This window comes from Phenylobacterium haematophilum (assembly GCF_014196295.1).
GTDB classification, from domain to species: domain Bacteria; phylum Pseudomonadota; class Alphaproteobacteria; order Caulobacterales; family Caulobacteraceae; genus Phenylobacterium; species Phenylobacterium haematophilum.
The window spans coordinates 874,320-894,585 of sequence record NZ_JACIDK010000001.1; the positions used below are offsets into that span (position 1 = coordinate 874,320).

Here is a 20,266-nt window from a genome sequence, read left to right on the forward strand (position 1 = left end):
GCGGTTAGGCCGCCGCGTCCTTCGCGAGCCGCGCGGCCTTGAGCCGCGCGAAGTCCTCCCCGGCATGGTGCGACGAGCGGGTCAGCGGGCTCGCCGAGACCATCAGGAAGCCCTTGGCCCGGGCGATCTCTTCGTAGGCCTTGAACTCTTCAGGCGTCACGAAGCGGTCGATGGCCGCGTGCTTGCGGGTCGGCTGGAGGTACTGGCCAATGGTCAGGAAGTCGACGCCGGCCGACCGCATGTCGTCCATGACCTGCATGACCTCTTCCTTGGCCTCGCCTAGTCCGACCATCAGACCGGACTTGGTGAACTGGTTCGGGTCGCGCTCCTTCACCCGCTCCAGCAGGCGCAGCGAGTGATAGTAACGCGCGCCCGGCCGGATCGAGAGATAGAGCCGCGGCACGGTCTCGAGGTTATGGTTGAAGACATCCGGCTTGGAGTCGATGACGATCTCGGCCGCGCTCGGCGCCTTACGCAGAAAGTCCGGCGTCAGGATTTCTATGGTGGTGCCGGGCGCCGCGGCGCGGATCGCGTGAACCACCGCGGCGAAGTGCGCGCCGCCGCCGTCGGCCAGGTCGTCTCGGTCGACCGAGGTGATGACGACGTGCTTCAGGCCCATCTTGCGCACGGCGTCGGCCACGCGGGCCGGCTCGGTCGGATCGAGCGGCAGCGGCTTACCGGTGCTGACGTTGCAGAAGGCGCAGGCGCGGGTGCAGATCTCGCCCATGATCATCATGGTCGCGTGGCTCTGGCTCCAGCACTCGCCGATGTTCGGGCAAGCGGCCTCTTCGCAGACCGTGGTGAGCCCGTGCTCCTTCACGATCGAGCGCGTCGCATTGTAGCCGGGCGAACCCGGCGCGCGCACGCGCAGCCACTCCGGCTTTCGCAGGATCGGCGTGTCGGGGCGCGACTGCTTTTCGGGATGTCGGGGCCGTGGCCCCCCGAGGGTGTCGATGACGGTCGCCATAAGGCCTAGATCGGCTTTCTGTCCCTTCGGATCAAGGCGTGATTGAGCGGCCCGGCGACGCATGGTCAAACTCGGCCATGGTTCGCGCGTGTCTGCTCGCCGCTCTGGTCCTTTCGCTCGCGGCCTGCGGGCGCGACGGCGGCCGCGAGCCGTTCGCGGAAAGCCGCACGCCCGGGTCGCTCGCCGCCCGGTTCTACCCGCCGGAAGGCTGGGCCTGGGGCTATGTCGGCGTTGGCGACCGACCGCTCCAGCGCTACGGCGTGGCCAGCACCAGACGGGTCCCCGTCGCCACCGTGGTCATCGTGCCGGGATATGGCGAAACAGCCGAGATATGGTTCGAGACCGCCTCCGACCTGATCGAGCGCGGCTGCACCGTCTGGATACTGGATCGCGCCGGCCAGGGCGGCTCAGGACGCTACGTCCTGCCCCGCGATCTCGGCTTTGCGCCTTCCTTCGACCCGGACGTGACGGCGCTGCGGGAGCTGGTTCGGGTGGTCGTCCGCCCGACGCCCGACTCGCCGCTCGTTCTGTTGGCGCACGCCGACGGCGCCGTCGTGGCGCTGAGCGCGGTGCGCTCGGGCCTCAAGGTCGACGGCGTGATCGCCAGTTCGCCGAAGCTCGCCGCCCCGCCGGAAAAGGCGCTGCTCGGTCCGGTCCGGCGCGCTTCGTCTCCTCCAGCAGGGTGGAAACCCTGGAGCCGCCAGACACCGGACGACCAGAAGGCCGGGCGCACGCATGACGAATGGCGCGGTCATGTCGGGCACGCCTGGATGACCGCCAATCCCGACTTGCGCCTATCCGGCCCCAGCCTCGGCTGGACCAACGCCTTTGAGGCCGCCAGCCGCGTACTGGAATCCGGCGCGCGGCAAGTACGCACGCCCGTGCTGATGCTGAACCCGGACAGGCCGGCCGCCGCCTTTTGCGCGCAACTTCCCGACTGCAGCACCAGCAGCTTGTCGGGCGCGCGCAGCGCCCTGCATCTTGAGGCCGACCGCTGGCGCCGCCCCTGGCTCGACGCGGTGGACGGCTTCATCGACGGCCGTCTGCCCCACGCCGCGCCTGCGACGATTTCGGCAGGCCCGGCAAGAACTTAAGCCGGCGTCTGGGCTTGACGGGCAGGCCGAGGCTCACGACCTGTTACACATCTTTTCAACCTCAGGCGTGGGCTATAGGCTCGCGCCCAACAATAATCGGCGAGACGTTCGGGGAGGTTTTCGCCTTTGTCGCGTTCTTTTGATCCGCGTTCGTGCGAGCGCTCACTGTTCGATGCGCTGGTCGACGCGCGCGCCACCTACGGCGCCAAGAAGCCGATCCTGGAAGACCAGGAGCGCAAGCCGCTCACCTACACCGACCTGATCCGCGCCGCGTTCGCGCTCGGCCGTAAGATCGCGGCCATGACCACCGAGGGCGAGCGCGTGGGCGTCATGCTGCCGGCCAGCGCCGGCGCCGTGGTGACCTTCTTTGCCCTGCACGCCTTCGGGCGCACGCCGGCGATGCTCAACTTCACGGCCGGCATCCGCAACCTCAAGGCGGCCTGCGAGCTGGCCGGGGTCAAGCGCGTGCTGACCTCGCACCGCTTCATCGAACAGGGCAAACTGCACGACCTGATCGACGCGCTCGAACCGCTGGCCGCGATCACCTACCTCGAAGACGTACGCGAGACGGTCGGCCTCTCCGACAAGCTGTTCGCCGCCGCCGCTGGGGCCTTCCCGAAGCGCTTCCGCGCGGCCACCAAGCCGTCCGATCCAGGTGTGATACTGTTCACCTCCGGCAGCTTCGGGGCGCCGCGCGGGGTGATCCTCAGCCAGGCGAATCTGATCGCCAATGTGGAGCAGGTCGCCGCTCACATCCCGCTCGATCCGTCGTGGGTGATGTTCAACCCGCTGCCGACCTTCCACTGCTTTGGCCTGACCGGCGGGGTGCTGCTGCCGCTGATGAAGGGCATGAAGGCGTTCGAGTACCCCTCGCCGCTGCACGTCAAGCAGATCCCGCCGCTGATCAAGGACACCGGGGCGTCTATCCTGTTCGCCACCGACACCTTCCTCAACCAGTATGCTCGCGCCGCCGAGCGCGACGAGTTGTCGGGCCTGCAGTTCATCGTCTGCGGCGCCGAGAAGGTGCGCGACGAGACCCACAACCTGATCCGTGATCGCTTCGGCGATACCCCGGTCTTGGAGGGCTACGGCGCGACGGAGGCCTCGCCCGTGATCGCCGTGAACAAACCGACCGACAACCGCCGCGGCACGGTCGGCGGCCTGTTGCCCGGCATTGAGGCCAAGCTCGAAAAGGTCGAGGGCATCCCGGGCGGCGGCCGCCTGTTCGTTCGCGGTCCCAACATCATGGCCGGCTACCTGACTGAAAACGGGCTCGAGCCGCCACCCGGCGGCTGGCACGACACCGGCGACGTCGTCGACATCACCTCGGACAACTGGATCAAGATCCTTGGCCGGGTGAAGCGTTTCGCCAAGGTCGGCGGCGAAATGGTTTCGCTGACCGCCGCCGAAGACATCGCGACCGCCGTCTGGCCTGACAGCCGCCATGCGGTGATCGCCATGCCTGATTCCAAGAAGGGCGAGCGCCTGGTGCTGGTCACCGACCGCCGCGACGCCGACACCGGCCCTCTGGTCGCCCACGCGCAGTCCATCGGGGCGCCGGAGCTGGCCGTCCCCCGCAAGATCATCCGGGTCACCGAGATTCCCGTGCTCGGCACCGGCAAGACCGACTATGTGGCGATCACGCGGATGGCGGAGGCTGACGGGCGCCGCGCCGCCTGATCCCCGACTGGATCGCGCCGCTTCGGCGCCGATTGGGAGGGACTGCTATGCCGAACCTGGAGGCCTGGGCGCCGCGGGTGCTGAGCCTGTTGCGGATCATCGCCGCCCTGCTCTTCATGGAGCACGGGCTGATGAAGCTGTTCCACTTCCCGGCGCCGCAGCCGGGCGCGCCGGACCCGCTGCCGATGATGCTGTTGGCGGCTGCATGGATCGAGGTGGTCGGCGGCGGCCTGCTGGTGCTGGGCCTGTTCACGCGGGTTGCGGCGTTCATCTGCTCGGGCCAGATGGCCGTAGCCTACTTCATCGCCCACGGCTCTCAGGGCGTCTGGCCGGCGCTCAACGGCGGCGAACCGGCGATCCTGTATTGCTTCGTGTTCTTGTACCTGGTCTTCGCCGGCGGCGGCGCATGGAGCCTCGACGCCACGCGTCGCGGCCGCCGCCGACGGCTGTAATCCGAGGGCGCCCGATACGGCGCCCCCGCCGTCGTCAGATATGTAGGACGCGTCCGTAGGCGTCGAGCGCGGCCTCGTGCATCGCCTCGCTCATGGTCGGGTGCGGGAAGACGGTGGCGAACACCTCCTCCTCGGTGGCCTCCAGGGTGATGGCCAGGGTGAAGCCCTGGATCATCTCGGTGACTTCCGCGCCGATCATATGCGCGCCGATCAGCGCGCCGGTCTTGCCGTCGAACACGGTCTTCACGAACCCCTCCGTCTCGCCGGCGGCGATGGCCTTCCCGTTCACCTTGAACGGGAAGCGGCCGACCTTGGCCTCGATCCCCTGCTCCTTGGCCTGCGCTTCCGTCAGGCCAACCGAGGCGATCTGCGGGGTCGAATAGGTACAGCCCGGGATCGGCGAGCTGAGATTGTTGGGCTTCAGACCGGCGATGTGCTCGACGCAGTGAACGCCTTCGTGGCTGGCCTTATGCGCTAGCCACGGCGGGCCGGCGACGTCGCCAATGGCGTAGAGGCCGGGCACGCCCGTCCCTCCATGGGCGTCGGTGACCACGTGGGTCTTCTCGACTTTCACGCCCAGCGCCTCGAGCCCGAGGTCCTCGACGTTGCCGACGATGCCGATGGCGACGATGGCGATGTCGGCCTCCAGCGTCTCAGCCTTGCCGCCGGCTTCAAGCTCGATCGACACGCCGGTCTTCGACTTGGCGAGCTTCTTGACGCTGGCCCCGACCCTGAACTTCAGGCCGCGCTTTTCGAACGCCTTGTGGGCGGTCTTGGAGACTTCCTCGTCTTCGACCGGCAGGATGCGCGGCAGCGCCTCGATGACCGTCACGTCCGAGCCCAGGGCCCGGTAGAAACTGGCGAATTCGATGCCGATGGCGCCAGACCCGATGACGATCAGGGATTTCGGCGCCGCCTTCGGAACCATGGCCTCGCGATAGGTCCAGATGCGATCGCCGTCCGGCTCCATGCCGACGGCGGGAACCGTGCGCGCCCGCGCGCCGGTGGCCAGGATCACGTGCTTGGCCTGCACGGTCCGCGAACCGCCGGCCTTCAGCGCCACGACCACCTTCGGCGCGCCCTGCCCTTTTTCGAGCTTGGCGACGCCTTCAATGACCTCGATCTTGTGCTTCTTCATCAAGAAAGCGACGCCGGAATTCAGCTGGCCGGCGACCTTGCGCGAGCGCTCGACGATCTTGCTGAAGTCGAAGCTCGCCTTCTCGACCTTGAGACCGTAGTCGGCCATGTGGCTGAGGTTCTCGTAGGCCTCGCCGGACTTCAGCAGGGCCTTGGTCGGGATGCAGCCCCAGTTGAGACAAACGCCGCCGAGCGCCTCGCGCTCGACGATGGCGGTCTTGAAGCCGAGCTGGCTGGCGCGGATGGCGGTCACATATCCGCCTGGGCCCGAGCCAATGACGATGACGTCGAAATCCATGACTTACTGCTTCCTCAGACGATCATCGTGATGGGGTCTTCGATCAGGGCCTTGAAGGCCTGCAGCCAGCGCGCGCCAGTCGCGCCGTCCACCACGCGGTGATCGCAGGACAAGGTGACGGTCATCACCGTGGCGATCGCCAATTGGCCGTTCTTGACCACGGGCCGCGGCTCGCCGGCGCCGACCGACAGGATGCAGCCCTGCGGTTCGTTGATGATCGAGCCGAACGACTTGATGCCGAACATGCCGAGGTTCGACACCGAAAAGGTGCCGCCCAGGAACTCGTCAGGCTTGAGCTTGCGAGTGCGCGCGCGCTCGGCCAGGTCCTTGGCCTCGACCGCGATCTGAGCCAGCCCCTTGGTCTCCGCCTTGCGGATGATCGGGGTGATCAGGCCGCCCTCGATCGCCACGGCCATGGCGATGTCGGCGTTGTGGTGCATCGCGATGCCTTCCGGCGAATACGACGCGTTCGCCTCCGGCACCTGCTTCAGGGCCACCGCGGCGGCCTTGATGACCAGGTCATTGACGCTGACCTTCACGCCTTGCTTCTCCAGCATGGCGTTGATCTTGGCGCGGCTGGCCAGCAGGCCGTCGATCTCCAGATCGATGGTGAGCGGAAAGTGCGGCACGTCGCGGAAGCTGTCGGTCATCCGCCGCGCGACCGTCTTGCGCATGCCGTCCAGCGGGATGAGATCGTAGCTGCCGTCCGGAATGCCCATCTGGGCCAGGGTCTGAGCCTGACGCGGCGCGGACGCGGCCGCCGCGGCGCCCGCGGCGGGCTTGGCCGCCTGGGGCGTCGCGCCCTCGACGTCGCGCTTGATGATCCGTCCGTGCGGGCCCGAGCCCTGCACCTGCGCGAGATCCAACCCCTTCTGCCCGGCGATCCGCCGCGCCAGCGGCGAGGCGAAGATCCGCTCGCCCGAGGTCCGGGCCGGCGCAGGGGCCGGAGCGGGCGCCTGGGCCTTGGCAGGCTCCGCCTTCGCCTCGGCCTTGGGCGCTTCCGTCTTCGGGGCTTCGGACTTCGCCGGTTCGGCCATGGGCGCCGGCGCGGCGGCGGCGTCATCGCCGCTCAGCCGGGCGATCGGGGTGTTGACCTTCACGCCTTCGGAGCCTTCCGGCACCAGGATATCCTCGACCACGCCCTCGTCGACCGCCTCGACCTCCATGGTCGCCTTGTCGGTCTCGATTTCAGCGATCACGTCCCCGGACGAGACTTTGTCGCCCTTCTTCACGTGCCACTTGGCGAGCGTGCCCTCTTCCATGGTCGGAGAGAGCGCGGGCATCAGAACATCAATGGACATCTTCAAGCTTCTCAGGCGCTGGGCGAGGCTTCGACAAGCACGGTGGGCGTCCAGCGCGCCTTTCGCCGGGCCAGCCTGTCCTCGTCAGTTTCGTCGTCATAGGCGACAGGTTCTCCAGCGCGGCCGGTAAACCCGTCGAGGGCGAACCCCGCCACGTTCAGCGTGGCGAGCATCTTGTCTTCGATCTGGATGACCGAGGCGACGTAGACGCCGCACTCGTCGCAAAGCAGGGCTTCCACCATCCGCCGACCGAACCGGTAGCGATTGAGCGAGCCCGGCGCCGCCTCGATGTTGAGCCGGCAATCGGGGTCGCTGGTGGTCTTGGCCCCGTGTCGCCGGCAAAAGCCGCATTGGCAGGACCGCAGGGGAAGCTCGCCGGCCGGCTTGCCGGTTTCGAGCTCCACCCGGATCGCGCCGCAGTGGCAGTGGCCGGCGAGCGTGGTCATGAGCGGCCGGTCATCACTTGTAGGCGACCGCCTTGGCCGCCTTCACGATGTCCTCCACCGAGGGCAGCGAGAGGGCTTCCAGATTTGCCGCATAGGGCAGCGGGACGTCCTTCTGGTGCACGCGGGCCGGCGGGGCGTCCAGATAATCGAACGCGTGCTCCAGCACCCGCGCCACGACCTCGGCGCCGACGCCCATCGGGCCCCAGCCCTCCTCGGCGGTGACCAGGCGGTTGGTCTTCTTCACGCTCTCGACGATCGTCTCGTGGTCGAGCGGGCGCAGGGTGCGCAGGTCGATGACCTCGGCCTCGATGCCCTCGGCCGCCAGCTCCTCGGCCGCCTTCAGCGCCAGGCCGACCATCCGCGAGTGGGCGGTGATGGTGACGTCCTTGCCCTCGCGGCGGATCTTGGCCTTGCCGATCGGCACGACCCAGTCGACGTCCTCGGGAACGTCGAACTCCTGGCCGTACATCATCTCGTGTTCGAGGAAGACGACGGGGTTCGGATCGCGTATCGCCGCCTTCAGCAAGCCCTTGGCGTCGGCCGCGTCGTACGGCGCGACGACCTTGAGGCCCGGGACCTGGGCGTACCAGGCCGAATAATCCTGGCTGTGCTGGGCGCCGACGCGGGCCGCGGCGCCGTTCGGCCCACGGAACACCACCGAACATTTGATCTGCCCGCCGGACATGTAGAGCGTCTTGGCGGCCGAGTTGATGATGTGGTCGATCGCCTGCATGGCGAAGTTCCAGGTCATGAATTCGACGATCGGCTTCAGGCCCGCCATGGCGGCGCCGACGCCGAGGCCGGCGAAGCCGTACTCCGTGATCGGGGTGTCGATGACGCGCTTGTCGCCGAACTCCTGCAGCAGGTCCCGGCTGACCTTGTAGGCGCCCTGGTATTGGGCGACCTCCTCCCCCATCAGGAAGACCTTGTCGTCCTTGCGCATCTCCTCGGCCATCGCGTCGCGCAGGGCGTCTCGAATGGTGGTCTTCACGAGCTTGACGCCCTCGGGCAGCTCTGCATCACGCAGCTCGACCTTCGGAACCACCGGGGCCGTCGCCTCGCCTTCGGGCCCGGGCTCGGCCTCCTCCGGCTGCTTCTTCTCGGGATCGCCGGCCGACTGCGCGGGCGGCGCCTCGGTGGTGGGCTTGGCCGACGCAGCGCCATCGCCCGACAGCCGGGCGATCGGCGTATTGACCTTCACCGCCTCGGCGCCTTCCGGCACGAGGATCTCCTCGACCACGCCCTCATCGACGGCTTCGACCTCCATGGTCGCCTTGTCGGTCTCGATCTCGGCGATCACGTCGCCCGAACGGACGGCGTCGCCCTTCTTCACGTGCCACTTGGCGAGCGTGCCTTCCTCCATGGTCGGGGAAAGCGCAGGCATAAGGACGTCGGTCACTGAGCGGCCTCCAGATAGACGTCCGTGTAGAGTTCGGAGGGTTCGGGCTCGGGCGAGGTCCGGGCGAACTCGGCGGCGTCGGCGACGATCGCCTTCACTTCCGCGTCGATCGCCTTGAGCGCGGCCTCGTCGGCCCAGCCGTTCTTTTCCAGCAGTTCCTGAACGTGATCGATCGGGTCTCGGGTCTTGCGCACCTCGTCGACCTCGTCGCGGGTCCGGTACTTGGCCGGGTCGCTCATCGAGTGGCCGCGATAACGATAGGTCTTCATCTCGAGGATGTAGGGGCCCTCGCCCGAGCGCGCATAGTCGGCGGCCTTCTGGGCCGCGGCCTTGACCGCCAGCACGTCCATGCCGTCGACCTCCTCGCCTGGGATCCGGAACGACGAGCCGCGCTTGTACAGATGGGTTTCCGACGACGAGCGCTCGATCGAGGTGCCCATCGCGTACTGGTTGTTCTCGATCACATAGACGACCGGCAGGTTCCACAGCCGAGCCATGTTGAAGCTCTCGTAGACCTGGCCCTGGTTCGCCGCCCCGTCGCCGAAGTAGGTGAACGAGACCTTCTTGTTGTCGCGGTAGTGGTTGGCCAGCGCCAATCCGGTGCCCAGCGCGACCTGCGCGCCGACGATCCCGTGCCCGCCGTAGAAGTCGGCCTCGGTCGAGAACATGTGCATCGACCCGCCCTTACCCTTGGATGAGCCGCCGGCCCGGCCGGTCAGTTCGGCCATGACCTCGCGCGGATCCATGCCGCAGGCCAGCATGTGGCCGTGGTCGCGATAGCCGGTGATGACCTGGTCGCCAGGCTCCTTGATCGCCTGCACGCCGACCGCGATCGCTTCCTGGCCGATGTAAAGGTGGCAGAAGCCCCCGATCAGCCCCATGCCGTAGAGCTGGCCGGCCCGCTCCTCGAAGCGGCGGATCAGCAACATGTCGCGATAGTACTTGAGCAGTTCGTCCTTGGTCACGCCGCCTACGGCGCCGCCGTCGGCGTCATTGCTCTTGCGCTTAGCTGCGGAGCTCGTTTGCCCACGCGCCATCTGTCTCTCCCGTAGGAATGATTTTGCGCGGTTAAATTCCACGCTTTCGGGTCGTTAATGAACGAACGAATCCGCCCTAGGGCTTCACGCGGACCACATAGTCGTTCGGATGCCCGAAACCTAGCAGGGAACGGGCACGTTCTTCCAGTAGGTCGGCGGAGAGGCTCGAATCGCGCAGCAGCTTGGCGCGGGCTTCTAGATCGCGGCGCTGGGCGCGCAGGTCGGCGAGTTCCTGGGACTTGGCCGCGAGTGTCGCATCCCGTTGCGTGGACGACAAAAGGCCACGCTCGCCCGTAAAGGCGTGGAACCCGAAATAGAAGATCAGGAGGACGAGCGCCGCGGTCGGCAGATATGGGCGGAAGCGCGCGAACACGGTCGAATCCAGGACTCCTGATCAGCGACATCTCACGCAAACGTGCTTAATTTCCGGTTACAAACACCGGATCGGCGGGCCGGATGCGAAAAATCCTGCCCGCCGAATGTGGCGCGTTTTAGAGCTGCTTCAGCGCCTTGGCGCCGAGATAGATCGCCTGGTCGCCCAGCTCTTCCTCGATGCGCAGCAGCTGGTTGTACTTGGCGGTCCGGTCCGAGCGGGCCAGCGAGCCGGTCTTGATCTGACCGCAGTTCATCGCCACCGCGAGGTCGGCGATGGTCGAGTCTTCGGTCTCGCCCGAGCGGTGGCTCATCACCGAGGTGTAGCCGGCGCGGTGGGCCATCTCGACGGCGTCCATGGTCTCGGACAGCGTGCCGATCTGGTTGACCTTGACCAGGATCGAGTTGGCCAGCCCCTTGTCGACGCCCATCGACAGGCGCGCCGGATTGGTAACGAACAGGTCGTCGCCCACCAGCTGCACCTTGCCGCCGAGAGCCTCGGTCAGCAGCTTCCAGCCTTCCAGGTCGTCCTCGGCCGCGCCGTCTTCGATGCTCACGATCGGGAAGTTCTTCACCAGGCCTTCCAGGTACTTGACCATACCGGCCGGATCGAGGGTCTTGCCCTCGCCTTCCAGCACGTACTTGCCGCCCTTGAAGAACTCCGTCGAGGCGACGTCGAGGCCCAGCTGGAAGTCCGAGCCGGCCTTGTAGCCGGCCGCTTCGCCGGCCTTGACGATGAAGGCCAGGGCCTCTTCGGCCGAGCCGATGTTGGGGGCAAAGCCGCCCTCGTCGCCGACGTTGGTGTTGTGACCAGCGTCCTTCAGGGCCTTCTTCAGACCGTGGAAGATCTCCGCGCCCATCCGCAGGCCTTCGGCGAAGGTCGGCGCGCCGGTCGGGAGGATCATGAATTCCTGGATGTCGATCGGATTGTCGGCGTGGGCGCCGCCGTTGATGATGTTCATCATCGGCACGGGCAGCACGCGGGCAGAGACGCCGCCGACATACTTGTAGAGCGGCAGGCCGGCGCTGATCGCCGCGGCCTTGGCGGTCGCCAGGCTGACGCCCAGAATGGCGTTGGCGCCCAGGCGGGCCTTGTTCGGCGTGCCGTCCAGCTCGATCAGGCGCTGGTCGAGGCGGCGCTGGTCCTCGGCGTCGAAGCCCGACAGCGCGTCGTAGATCTCGGTGTTGACGGCCTCTACGGCCTGCAGGACGCCCTTCCCGCCGTAGCGGCTCTTATCGCCGTCCCGCTTCTCGACCGCTTCGTGCGCGCCCGTGGAGGCCCCGGACGGCACCGCGGCGCGACCCATCGAGCCATCTTCCAGGACGACATCGACTTCGACCGTCGGATTGCCCCGGCTATCCAGGATTTCACGGGCTGTGATGTCGATGATTTCGGTCATGGGAGCTCCAGGTCTTTGGGCGGAAGGCGCGCGTTCGTTTAGCCACCTTCGCACGCGTGGGCAAATCGCCAGCCGAGCGGGCAAAGCAAAAGCCCCCGCCCGGCATCCCGGACGGGGGCTTTCGAAACTCGCCGGCGCGCTATGCGCCGGAACCTCGAAGGCTTAGTCGGCCTTCGGCGTGATGACCTGGCGGCCCTTGTACATGCCGGTCTTCAGGTCCACGTGGTGCGGACGCTTCAGTTCGCCGGTTTCCTTGTCCTCGACATAGGAGTTGGCGCCCAGCGCGTGGTGCGAGCGTCGCATGTTGCGCCGCGAGGGGGATACTTTTCGCTTCGGAACGGCCATCGGAAAATCTCGCAGGCGTAGAAAATGGAGAAGGCGGCCGAACGGGCGGCCGCCGACGTGAGCGCGGGTGTATGCCGGAAAACGTCCGCGGTTTCAACCGCCCTTGTGAATCCCGTTCAAAACGTTTGCCTGCAAGGTCTTAGAGGCCACCTGAGCCCAGGCCATGCGCATCAGTCCAGCCAGATCGGCCTCATCGATTCGCTCGAACCACACGAAGGTCGATCCATTCTTGCCCCAAAATCCCGGAACCGGCTCGACCACGCCCGGCCGGCCTTCCGCCAGATTGCGTTGGTCTTCAGGATCGAGCTTGAGCATCGTCCGTGGGCGGTCCTGGTGGATCGTGCAGAATATCTTCTTGCCGACGCGGAACGACGGCATGCCGTGATGATCGGCTTCGTAGGCCTCGGGCTGGGCGAGCGCGATACGGCGGACGTCATCCTGCGTGAGCATGACGACAGGCTAGCGCTCCCTCCCGCTGATGGGGAGGGAGTTCTGAAGCTAGACCAGCCGGCTCCGCTCCTTGGCGGCGCCGATGAAGCCGGTGAACAGCGGGTGCGGGTCGAACGGACGGCTCTTCAGTTCCGGGTGGAACTGAACGCCGACGAACCACGGGTGGTCGCTGCGTTCGCAGATTTCCGGCAGCACGCCGTCAGGTGAAAGGCCCGAGAACGCCAGCCCGGTGCTCTCGATGGCTTCACGATAGGTGATATTGACCTCGTAGCGGTGCCGGTGGCGCTCGCTGATGGTGGTGCCGCCATAGATGGCCTCCACCTTCGAACCCGGCGTCAGGACAGCGTCATAGGCGCCCAGACGCATCGTCCCCCCCAGGTCGTCGCCTTCCCTGCGGGTCTCGCGTTCGTTGCCGCGCACCCACTCGGTCATCAGGCCGACGATCGGCTCCGAGGTCGGGCCGAACTCGGTGGACGAGGCCTGCTTGATTCCGGCCAGGTTCCGCGCGGCCTCGATCATCGCCATCTGCATGCCGAAGCAGATGCCGAAGTACGGGATCTCGTGCTCACGCGCGAAACGGACCGCGCGGATCATGCCTTCCGAGCCGCGCTCGCCGAACGCGCCCGGCACCAGCACGCCGTGCACGCCGGTCAGGCGCTCGGAGATCAGCCCCTCTTCACGCTCGAAGGCCTCGCCCTCGATCCAGTCGAACTTGACGCGAACGTTGTTCGCGACGCCGCCATGCACCAGGGCTTCGACCAGCGACTTATAGGCGTCGGTCAGGCCGGTGTACTTGCCGACGACGGCGATGTTCACCTCGCCGTCCGGATGCGTCAGGATGTTGGAGATCGACTGCCAGCGCGAAAGATCCGGCGCCGGCGCGGTGTCCAGCATGCCGAACACCGACAGCACTTCGCGGTCCAGGCCCTGGGCGTGGTAGTCGAGCGGCACGTGATAGATGTTCGGCGAGTCCATCGCCTGGATCACCGCGCTTTCCCGCACATTGCAGAACTGGCCGATCTTGCGGCGCTCGCTGGCCGGGATCGGCTGCTCGCAGCGGCAGAGCAGGATGTCCGGCTGGATGCCGATCGAGCGCAGTTCCTTGACGGAGTGCTGGGTCGGCTTGGTCTTCATCTCGCCGGCCGTCTTGATGTACGGCAGCAAGGTCAGGTGAATGTAGCAGGCATGGCCGCGGGGCAGCTCCTGGCCCAACTGGCGGATCGCCTCGAAGAACGGCAGCCCCTCGATGTCGCCGACCGTGCCGCCGATCTCGACCAGCACGAAGTCGACGCCTTCGCCGGGATCGGAGAGCACGAAGTTGCGGATCTCGTCGGTGACGTGCGGGATCACCTGCACCGTCGCCCCGAGGTAGTCGCCGCGGCGCTCCTTCTCGATGATGGTCTTGTAGATCTGACCGGTGGTGATGTTATCGGCCTTGGTGGCGTTCACACCGGTGAAGCGCTCGTAGTGCCCCAGGTCGAGGTCGGTCTCCGCGCCGTCGTCGGTCACGAAGACCTCGCCGTGCTGATAGGGGCTCATCGTCCCCGGATCGACGTTCAGATAGGGGTCAAGCTTGCGCAGGCGGACCTTATAGCCGCGAGCCTGCAGGAGCGCGCCAAGGGCGGCGGACGCGAGACCTTTTCCCAAGGAGGAGACCACGCCGCCGGTGATGAAAATGTACCGGGCCATGGGCGTTCAGATTACCTCCGATTCGCGGCGGGCGCCCTGCGGCGTTTCGCCAAAGCCTGTGGATTGAGAGCAAAGTTCTGGGAGGAGCGGCGCGCACAAACGCCGAACGAGCCGCCGAAGCGGCTTTTCTGTCAGGCTCACGATCATAACTGGGCTTAGGGGTTGGACGGCGCCGCGGGGGCGGTCTGCTGCGCGGCCGGCGCGTCGAATGGGCTGCGAACCTGCGGGGTGGGCGCGGTCAGCGGCGCGGGCGCGTCGCTGGGCGCGGTCGGAGCCGCCGGTTGCGCCGGCTGGTTCAGTTGGTTCGGATCGAGGCCCTGCACCTTGATGCGGTCGACGACCGACGAGGCGCCGCGCTCCTGGCCGGCCAGAATCGTCAGCGCCAGGCTCAGCACGAAGAACACGCCGCCGAGAATCCAGGTCGTGCGGGTCAGCAGATCGCCGGCGCCGCGCGCCGTCATGAAGCCGGTGTTGCCCCCGCCCATGCCCAGGGCGCCGCCTTCCGACCGTTGCAGCAGAACCACAGCGATCAGAGCGATACAGACGATGACGTGAATGGTGAGCAGAATGCCGAGCAGCATGACGTATCCAATGACTTCGGGCGGTCCCCCGCTCCGAAATGAAGCGCGCGATCTAACACCAGGGAGCGCGTAAGGCCATAGCTAGCGCGTCGCATCGCCCGGACAAGGTCATGATTCTGGAAACCGAACGCCTCAGCCTGCGGCCGCTCGCGGCGCGGGACGCCGAACGCCTGTTTCCGCTGCTGAATGATCCCGAGGTCATGGCTCATTGGGACGTTCCCGAGATCGACGATCCCGACCTGGTCCGGGTGATCGTCGAAGGCCAGGTCGCTGAGGCCGACGCCGGCAAGGCCATGCACTGGACCATCCACACCCTCGCCGGCGACGAGTTCCTGGGAGCCTGCGACCTCTCAGAGATCGACCGCTGGCACAAGCGCGCCGAGATCGGCTTCATGCTGGGGCGCGGGGCCTGGGGTCAGGGCTATGCGCTGGAGGCGATGCGCTCGGTGGTCGGCTACGCTGCGACGCTGGGCTTGAGGCGGCTGTCGGCCCGCACGCATCTGGGGAACCTGCGCTCGGACGCCCTCCTGGAAAAGCTCGGCTTCGAGGAGGAAGGCCTTCTGCGCGGCCACGTCCTGCGCGATGGCGAGCACCGGGACTGCCGGCTGTTCGGGCTGCTGCTCTAGCAAGAGCCGGCGGCCGGCCTAACTAGGGTTCATGAGCCATCCGATCCAGACCACCGGCCTCGACCACATCGTCCTGCGCATCGTCGACAAGGAAAAGATGATCGCCTTCTACCGGGACGTCCTCGGCTGCCCGGTCGAATGGGACCGCCCGGACCTTGGCATGACCCATATGCGCGTCGGCGCTTCGCTCATCGATCTGGTCACCGTCGACGGCAAGCTGGGCCGGCAGGGTGGCCCGGCGCCCGGACCCGACGGGCGCAATCTCGACCACTTCGCGCTCGTGGTCCGGCCATTCGACGAGGAGGCCATCCGCGCTCATCTGGCCGCCCATGGCGTCGAGATCGGGGAAACCGCGCCGCGCTTCGGAGCCGACGGCGAAGGGCCTTCGATCTACATCCATGACCCCGAAGGCAACACCGTCGAGTTGAAGGGTCCGCCCGGCTGACCGCCTTAGATCGCGTTGATGATGCCCAGGAAGTCCTGGGCCTTCAGCGACGCCCCGCCGACCAGCGCGCCGCCGACTTCGGCCGCGGCGAGGATTTCGGCTGCGTTCGAGGGCTTCACCGAGCCCCCGTACAGGATGGCGACGCTCTTGCCGTGATCGCCGAACGCCTCGACCAGGGCCGCGCGGATCGCGATATGAACTTCCTCGATCTGCGGGGTGGTCGGCGTCAGGCCGGTGCCGATCGCCCAGACCGGTTCATAGGCGACGCAGAATGCCTTGCCCGCCAGTTCGGCCGGCAGCGATCCCCTCACCTGCCCGGTCACCACGCTCAACGCATCGCCCGCTTCGCGTTCGGCCAGGGTCTCGCCGACGCAGACAATCGGCTCAAGCCCCGCCCGCAGGGCCGCGCCCACCTTGGCGGCGACCACTTCATCGGTCTCGCCATATCCCGCACGGCGCTCGGAGTGCCCGAGGATCACCAGGCTGGCGCCGGCGTCGGCCAACATTTCGGCCGCGATGTCGCCCGTGAAGGCGCCCGACGTTTCCGCGCGGCAGTCCTGGCCGCCGACCAGCACCTTCCCGCCTCCCAGCGCTGCGGCCGCACGCGCGACCAGCGTTGCGGGCGGGCAGATCGCCACTCGCGCCTTGCTGTTTTCGATCCCGGCCGCGACCGCCTGGGCCTCGGCGAGCGACGCGGCGACCCCGTTCATCTTCCAGTTGCCGGCGATCAAAGGGGTCGGAGAAGTCATGTCTTGCCTCTAATTTCGTGGATCGCAGGGCCGTTAAGCTATGCAGCTTCTTCTGTCACGTGCTTGCGGGGGGGAAGCGGCCTCCACTATACCCGCCGTTCCACATTCGCTCCGAAGGGGCTCCGGTAGGGTCAAATGCTGTCCGCCACCCGACAATTCGCCAAATCCTGGGTCGCCGCCGTGCTGATCGGCCTGCTGGTCGTCAGCTTCGCGATCTTCGGCGTCAACGACGCCTTCCAGGGCAACTACACCAACGATGTCGTGAAGGCCGGCTCCCGGCATGTCTCCGGGACGGACTTCCGCCGCGAGTTCGACAACTTCCGCAAGGGCGCCGAAGAGCAGACCAAGCGTCCGATCAGCATCGAGGAGGCGGTCGAGGCCGGTCTCGACCGGCGGCTGATGGAAGAGATCGCCACCCGCGAGTCGTTCGGCGAGATGCTCCGCAAGATCGGCGTCCATCCGTCTGACCGGCTGATGGAATCGGAGCTGCGCAAGATCCCGGCGTTCTTCGACCAGGTGTCCGGCGCTTTCGACAAGGCCCTGTACCAGCAGCGCCTGAACGAGAACGGCCTGACCCCGGCCCGCTTTGAGACCCTGCTGCGCGACCAGATCGCCGAATCCCACACCGCCGCGGCGATGGTGAACGGCCTGCGCGTGCCGCGCGCCTATGGCGCACTGACCGCCATCTACGAGCTGGAAGCGCGCGACGTCGGCTACTTCATGATCGACCCGCGCAGCGTGCCGCAGCCGGCCCAGCCGACCGACGCTCAGTTGCAGGCCTTCATGAAGGAGAACGCCGACCGCATGACCCTGCCGGAGTTCCGGGTCCTGACCGTCGTCGCCTTCACACCGGCCCAGGTCGGAGAGGTCAAGGTCGACCCGGCCGAGGTCCAGAAGCGCTTTGACTTCCGCAAGGATACGCTGTCGCGCCCCGAAACCCGCACCCTCATCCAGATCCCGGCCAAGGACGCCGCCGCCGCCCAGGCGATCGCCGGGCGACTGACCAAGGGCGAAGATCCGGCCGCAATCGCCAAGTCGACCGGCGTGGAGGCGATCATCTACGCGGACAAGCCGCAGTCGGCGGTCGCCGATAAGCGGGTCGGCGCCGCCGCCTTCGCCCTGAAGGACGGCCAGGTCTCGGTCATCCAGGGCGACCTGGGCATGGCCGTGGTCAAGGTGGCCAAGGTCACCCCGGGCCAGGTCGTCACGATCGACCAGGTCCGCCCGCAGATCGAAGCCGAAGTCCGCAAGGACGCGGCCGCCGAGAAGGTCTACGCGCTCAGCCAGGCCTATGAAGACGCCCGCGCCGACGGGGCCAACCTCGTGGAAGCCGCCAAGAAGGCCGGCGTGCCGACCTTCACCATCGGTCCGGTGACCCAGCAGGGCCAGGGCCAGCAGGGCCAGCCGGTCGCCGGCGTGACCCCGAAGATGCTCGAACTCGCCTACAGCTTGCCGGCCGGCGGTGAGAGCGAGGTCCAGGACGCCGGCGAAGGTCAGTACTTCGCGGTCCGCGTCGAGCGGGTGATCCCCAAGGCGCTGCCGCCGCTGGCCGAGGTCAAGCCGCAGCTGACCCGCTTCTGGATGATGCGCGAACTGGTCAAGACGATGCAGACGCGCGCCGACGAACTGGCCGCCCGCGTGCGCAAGGGCGAGAGCCTCGACGCGGTGGCCGCCTCGGCCGGCGCCAAGGTGGTCAACGTGACCAACCTCGACCGTCAGAACGCGGCCCAGAACACCGCCCTGTCGCGCGACGCGCTGGGCAAGGCGTTCAGCGGCAAGCAGGGCGACGTCTTCACCGCCGAGGGCACGCAGTTCGGCCTCATCGTCGGCAAGCTGACGGCGGTCCGCGCCCCGAGCGGCCCGACCCTGGCCCGGATCACCGAGGACGTGCGCCCGCAACTGACCATGGCGCTGTTCCGCGACCTCGGCGCCGACGCCCGCAAGGCCGCCCGCACCGAGGTGAAGGCCAAGGTCTATCCGGACAAGGCGCGCGCGGCCCTGGGCCTGCCGCCGATCGAAAAGGGAAAGGCCGCTGAACCGGCGGCCAAGACGGAGAAGGCGAAGTGACGATCGATCCTGCGTTTGCGGACTTTGAGACCAAGTACTCTCAGGGCGCGCCGCAGGTCGTTTGGACCCGGCTCATCGACGATCTGGAAACGCCGGTCTCGGCCTATCTGAAGATCGCCCACGGCCGGCCCTACGCTTTCCTGTTCGAGTCGGTCGAGGGCGGCGCGCATCGCGGCCGCTACTCGGTCATCGCCATGAAGCCTGACCTCGTCTGGAGATGCCGCGGCGACCAGGCCGAGATCGCCGTCGGCCCGGACATCGCCGCCGACCGCTTCCAGGCCCAGGCGGGCGGCGCCCTGGATTCGCTGCGCGACCTGGTCTCCCGCTCGCAGCTGGACCTGCCGGAAGGCTTGCCGCCGATGTCGGCGGGCGTATTCGGGGCCATCGGCTACGACATGATCCGGCTGGTCGAGCGGCTGCCGAACGTCAATCCCGATCCGCTGGATTTGCCGGACGGGCTGATGATCCGCCCCTCGATGGTCGCGATCTTCGACGCCATCGCCCAGGAGATCATCCTGGTCACCACGGTCCGCCCCTCGGAAATCACCGCCCAGGCCGCCTACGAGGACGCCCAGGCCAGGCTGGCCGAGGTCGCCGCCGACCTGCGCAATCCGGCCCCGGCGCTGACAGGCGCGGCCCAGCCGGAGCCCGACCGCTTCACCACCCCGGTGAGCCGCGAGGACTATCACCGCATCGTCGCCCGCGCGAAGGACTACATCCTCGCCGGCGACATCTTCCAGGTCGTGCCCAGCCACCGGTTCCGCGCGCCCTTCGCGCACGACCCGTTCGCGCTCTACCGCTCGCTGCGCCGCATGAACCCCTCGCCGTTCCTGTTCTACATGAACTTCGGCGACTTCCAGCTGGCCGGCTCAAGCCCCGAGATCCTGGTGCGGCTGCGCGACGGCAAGATCACCATCCGCCCGATCGCCGGCACGCGGCCCCGCGGCGCGACGCCGGAAGAAGACCGCGCGCTGGAAGCCGAGCTGATCGCGGACCCCAAGGAACGCGCCGAGCACCTGATGCTGCTCGACCTCGGCCGCAACGACGTCGGCCGCGTGGCGATGCTGAAGAACCAGGGCTCCAACGAACCCCAGCAGGTCGCGCGCGGTCCGCGGGTGCGGGTCACCGACTCGTTCTTCGTCGAGCGCTACAGCCACGTCATGCACCTGGTCTCCAACGTCGAGGGCGACGCCCCCGAAGGCCTGGACCCGGTCGACGTGGTCATGGCCGCCCTGCCCGCCGGCACGCTGTCGGGCGCGCCGAAAGTGCGGGCGATGGAGATTATCGACGAACTCGAGCAGGAAAAGCGCGGCATCGCCTATGCCGGCGCGGTCGGCTACTTCGGCGCCGACGGGTCGGTCGACACCTGCATCGTGCTGCGCACGGCCTGCTTCAAGGACGGCCAGATGTACGTCCAGGCCGGCGGCGGCGTCGTCGCCGACAGCGACCCCGACGCCGAGTACGACGAGACTCTGCACAAGGCCCGGGCTCTGCGCCGCGCCGCAGAGGAATCCTGGCGTTTCGTCTAGTTCGCGCGATCGACCACGTGCGTGGTCGTCACGGGCGGGGCGGTGATCATGGCCGCGGCGAGCGCCAGCGCCGCCACGGCCGCGAAAGCCGCCGCGCCCAGGGCCGGCCAGGCCCGCTCGCGCTGGACGGGGGCCCGCAGCAAGCTGCGCGCATAGGCCATCTGGTCCGGGTCGAGGGCGGAATCGGCAGGCGTCATGGACA

At 67.5% G+C, this 20,266-nt stretch carries 21 protein-coding genes; 7 read left to right on the forward strand and 14 right to left on the reverse strand.

Features of this window, described 5'->3' with window-relative positions; genetic code table 11:
- Positions 1-4 precede the first annotated feature (4 nt).
- Entirely contained in the window at positions 5-967 is a 963-nt protein-coding gene (lipA, locus tag GGQ61_RS04370; RefSeq protein WP_183770036.1) for a lipoyl synthase, read from the reverse strand.
- A 77-nt stretch (positions 968-1,044) separates the two neighbouring features.
- On the opposite strand from lipA, the gene GGQ61_RS04375 reads away from it, so the two are divergent.
- From GGQ61_RS04375 to GGQ61_RS04385, 3 genes are all read left to right on the forward strand, one after another.
- Positions 1,045-2,061 (forward strand): alpha/beta fold hydrolase, encoded by a 1,017-nt coding sequence (locus GGQ61_RS04375; protein WP_183770037.1) that lies wholly within the window; start codon positions 1,045-1,047, stop codon positions 2,059-2,061.
- 126 nt (positions 2,062-2,187) lie between these two features.
- On the forward strand, positions 2,188-3,741 hold the full coding sequence (locus GGQ61_RS04380; RefSeq protein ID WP_183770038.1) for an AMP-binding protein: 1,554 nt from the start codon (positions 2,188-2,190) through the stop codon (positions 3,739-3,741).
- Between the two features lie 47 nt (positions 3,742-3,788).
- The gene (locus GGQ61_RS04385) at positions 3,789-4,193 is read left to right on the forward strand and encodes a DoxX family protein (RefSeq protein ID WP_183770039.1); all 405 of its coding nucleotides are present in this window, start codon (positions 3,789-3,791) and stop codon (positions 4,191-4,193) included.
- A 34-nt stretch (positions 4,194-4,227) separates the two neighbouring features.
- Here GGQ61_RS04385 and lpdA read toward each other — a convergent pair whose 3' ends face one another.
- The 11 genes from lpdA to secG form a co-directional block, all read right to left on the reverse strand.
- The gene (gene lpdA, locus GGQ61_RS04390) at positions 4,228-5,628 is read right to left on the reverse strand and encodes a dihydrolipoyl dehydrogenase (protein WP_183770040.1); all 1,401 of its coding nucleotides are present in this window, start codon (positions 5,626-5,628) and stop codon (positions 4,228-4,230) included.
- Positions 5,629-5,642: 14 nt separating this feature from the next.
- Complete coding sequence (locus tag GGQ61_RS04395; RefSeq protein ID WP_183770041.1) at positions 5,643-6,929, reverse strand: pyruvate dehydrogenase complex dihydrolipoamide acetyltransferase; 1,287 nt, start codon at positions 6,927-6,929, stop codon at positions 5,643-5,645.
- Positions 6,930-6,940: 11 nt separating this feature from the next.
- Positions 6,941-7,375: a GFA family protein gene (locus tag GGQ61_RS04400; RefSeq protein WP_183770042.1), complete on the reverse strand. Its 435-nt coding sequence runs from the start codon at positions 7,373-7,375 to the stop codon at positions 6,941-6,943.
- Between the two features lie 13 nt (positions 7,376-7,388).
- Positions 7,389-8,774, reverse strand: coding sequence for a pyruvate dehydrogenase complex E1 component subunit beta (locus GGQ61_RS04405; RefSeq protein ID WP_183770043.1), 1,386 nt, complete (start codon positions 8,772-8,774; stop codon positions 7,389-7,391).
- Positions 8,771-9,811, reverse strand: a complete 1,041-nt coding sequence (pdhA, locus tag GGQ61_RS04410) for a pyruvate dehydrogenase (acetyl-transferring) E1 component subunit alpha (RefSeq protein WP_183770044.1) — start codon at positions 9,809-9,811, stop codon at positions 8,771-8,773. The genes GGQ61_RS04405 and pdhA overlap by 4 nt, the downstream gene beginning before the upstream one ends.
- A 76-nt stretch (positions 9,812-9,887) precedes the next feature.
- Entirely contained in the window at positions 9,888-10,184 is a 297-nt protein-coding gene (locus tag GGQ61_RS04415; RefSeq protein WP_183770045.1) for a septum formation initiator family protein, read from the reverse strand.
- 118 nt (positions 10,185-10,302) lie between these two features.
- Positions 10,303-11,583: a phosphopyruvate hydratase gene (gene eno / locus GGQ61_RS04420; protein ID WP_183770046.1), complete on the reverse strand. Its 1,281-nt coding sequence runs from the start codon at positions 11,581-11,583 to the stop codon at positions 10,303-10,305.
- Between the two features lie 162 nt (positions 11,584-11,745).
- Positions 11,746-11,928, reverse strand: coding sequence for a 50S ribosomal protein L32 (gene rpmF / locus GGQ61_RS04425; RefSeq protein WP_056018768.1), 183 nt, complete (start codon positions 11,926-11,928; stop codon positions 11,746-11,748).
- Between the two features lie 93 nt (positions 11,929-12,021).
- The gene (locus tag GGQ61_RS04430) at positions 12,022-12,378 is read right to left on the reverse strand and encodes an MmcQ/YjbR family DNA-binding protein (RefSeq protein WP_183770047.1); all 357 of its coding nucleotides are present in this window, start codon (positions 12,376-12,378) and stop codon (positions 12,022-12,024) included.
- A gap of 48 nt (positions 12,379-12,426) precedes the next feature.
- Complete coding sequence (gene pyrG, locus GGQ61_RS04435; protein ID WP_183770048.1) at positions 12,427-14,067, reverse strand: CTP synthase; 1,641 nt, start codon at positions 14,065-14,067, stop codon at positions 12,427-12,429.
- Between the two features lie 155 nt (positions 14,068-14,222).
- Positions 14,223-14,648, reverse strand: coding sequence for a preprotein translocase subunit SecG (gene secG / locus GGQ61_RS04440; RefSeq protein WP_183770049.1), 426 nt, complete (start codon positions 14,646-14,648; stop codon positions 14,223-14,225).
- Positions 14,649-14,758: 110 nt separating this feature from the next.
- Between secG and GGQ61_RS04445 the strand changes: the two genes are divergently transcribed.
- A complete protein-coding gene (locus GGQ61_RS04445; protein ID WP_183770050.1) occupies positions 14,759-15,274 on the forward strand; it encodes a GNAT family N-acetyltransferase in 516 nt (171 codons plus the stop codon).
- Positions 15,275-15,305: 31 nt separating this feature from the next.
- Complete coding sequence (locus GGQ61_RS04450; protein ID WP_183770051.1) at positions 15,306-15,719, forward strand: VOC family protein; 414 nt, start codon at positions 15,306-15,308, stop codon at positions 15,717-15,719.
- Positions 15,720-15,724: 5 nt separating this feature from the next.
- Here the strand turns inward: GGQ61_RS04450 and tpiA are convergent, their stop codons facing one another.
- Complete coding sequence (gene tpiA / locus GGQ61_RS04455; protein ID WP_183770052.1) at positions 15,725-16,468, reverse strand: triose-phosphate isomerase; 744 nt, start codon at positions 16,466-16,468, stop codon at positions 15,725-15,727.
- A gap of 135 nt (positions 16,469-16,603) precedes the next feature.
- Between tpiA and GGQ61_RS04460 the strand changes: the two genes are divergently transcribed.
- Both GGQ61_RS04460 and trpE read left to right on the forward strand, forming a co-directional pair.
- Positions 16,604-18,535: a peptidyl-prolyl cis-trans isomerase gene (locus GGQ61_RS04460; RefSeq protein WP_183770053.1), complete on the forward strand. Its 1,932-nt coding sequence runs from the start codon at positions 16,604-16,606 to the stop codon at positions 18,533-18,535.
- Positions 18,532-20,064, forward strand: coding sequence for an anthranilate synthase component I (gene trpE / locus GGQ61_RS04465; RefSeq protein WP_183770054.1), 1,533 nt, complete (start codon positions 18,532-18,534; stop codon positions 20,062-20,064). The genes GGQ61_RS04460 and trpE overlap by 4 nt, the downstream gene beginning before the upstream one ends.
- Here trpE and GGQ61_RS04470 read toward each other — a convergent pair.
- Positions 20,061-20,261, reverse strand: a complete 201-nt coding sequence (locus GGQ61_RS04470; RefSeq protein ID WP_183770055.1) for a hypothetical protein — start codon at positions 20,259-20,261, stop codon at positions 20,061-20,063. The genes trpE and GGQ61_RS04470 overlap by 4 nt on opposite strands.
- Positions 20,262-20,266 lie beyond the last annotated feature (5 nt).

Coding starts and splice junctions, on each gene's coding strand:
- GGQ61_RS04460 (WP_183770053.1), top strand. CDS start 16,604: ATGCTGTCCGCCACCCGACAATTCGCCAAATCCTGGGTCGCCGCCGTG.
- GGQ61_RS04470 (WP_183770055.1), bottom strand. CDS start 20,261: ATGACGCCTGCCGATTCCGCCCTCGACCCGGACCAGATGGCCTATGCG.
- GGQ61_RS04375 (WP_183770037.1), top strand. CDS start 1,045: ATGGTTCGCGCGTGTCTGCTCGCCGCTCTGGTCCTTTCGCTCGCGGCC.
- GGQ61_RS04450 (WP_183770051.1), top strand. CDS start 15,306: ATGAGCCATCCGATCCAGACCACCGGCCTCGACCACATCGTCCTGCGC.
- rpmF (WP_056018768.1), bottom strand. CDS start 11,928: ATGGCCGTTCCGAAGCGAAAAGTATCCCCCTCGCGGCGCAACATGCGA.
- pdhA (WP_183770044.1), bottom strand. CDS start 9,811: ATGGCGCGTGGGCAAACGAGCTCCGCAGCTAAGCGCAAGAGCAATGAC.
- eno (WP_183770046.1), bottom strand. CDS start 11,583: ATGACCGAAATCATCGACATCACAGCCCGTGAAATCCTGGATAGCCGG.
- GGQ61_RS04445 (WP_183770050.1), top strand. CDS start 14,759: ATGATTCTGGAAACCGAACGCCTCAGCCTGCGGCCGCTCGCGGCGCGG.
- GGQ61_RS04395 (WP_183770041.1), bottom strand. CDS start 6,929: ATGTCCATTGATGTTCTGATGCCCGCGCTCTCTCCGACCATGGAAGAG.
- lipA (WP_183770036.1), bottom strand. CDS start 967: ATGGCGACCGTCATCGACACCCTCGGGGGGCCACGGCCCCGACATCCC.
- pyrG (WP_183770048.1), bottom strand. CDS start 14,067: ATGGCCCGGTACATTTTCATCACCGGCGGCGTGGTCTCCTCCTTGGGA.
- GGQ61_RS04430 (WP_183770047.1), bottom strand. CDS start 12,378: ATGCTCACGCAGGATGACGTCCGCCGTATCGCGCTCGCCCAGCCCGAG.
- tpiA (WP_183770052.1), bottom strand. CDS start 16,468: ATGACTTCTCCGACCCCTTTGATCGCCGGCAACTGGAAGATGAACGGG.
- lpdA (WP_183770040.1), bottom strand. CDS start 5,628: ATGGATTTCGACGTCATCGTCATTGGCTCGGGCCCAGGCGGATATGTG.
- GGQ61_RS04385 (WP_183770039.1), top strand. CDS start 3,789: ATGCCGAACCTGGAGGCCTGGGCGCCGCGGGTGCTGAGCCTGTTGCGG.
- GGQ61_RS04400 (WP_183770042.1), bottom strand. CDS start 7,375: ATGACCACGCTCGCCGGCCACTGCCACTGCGGCGCGATCCGGGTGGAG.
- secG (WP_183770049.1), bottom strand. CDS start 14,648: ATGCTGCTCGGCATTCTGCTCACCATTCACGTCATCGTCTGTATCGCT.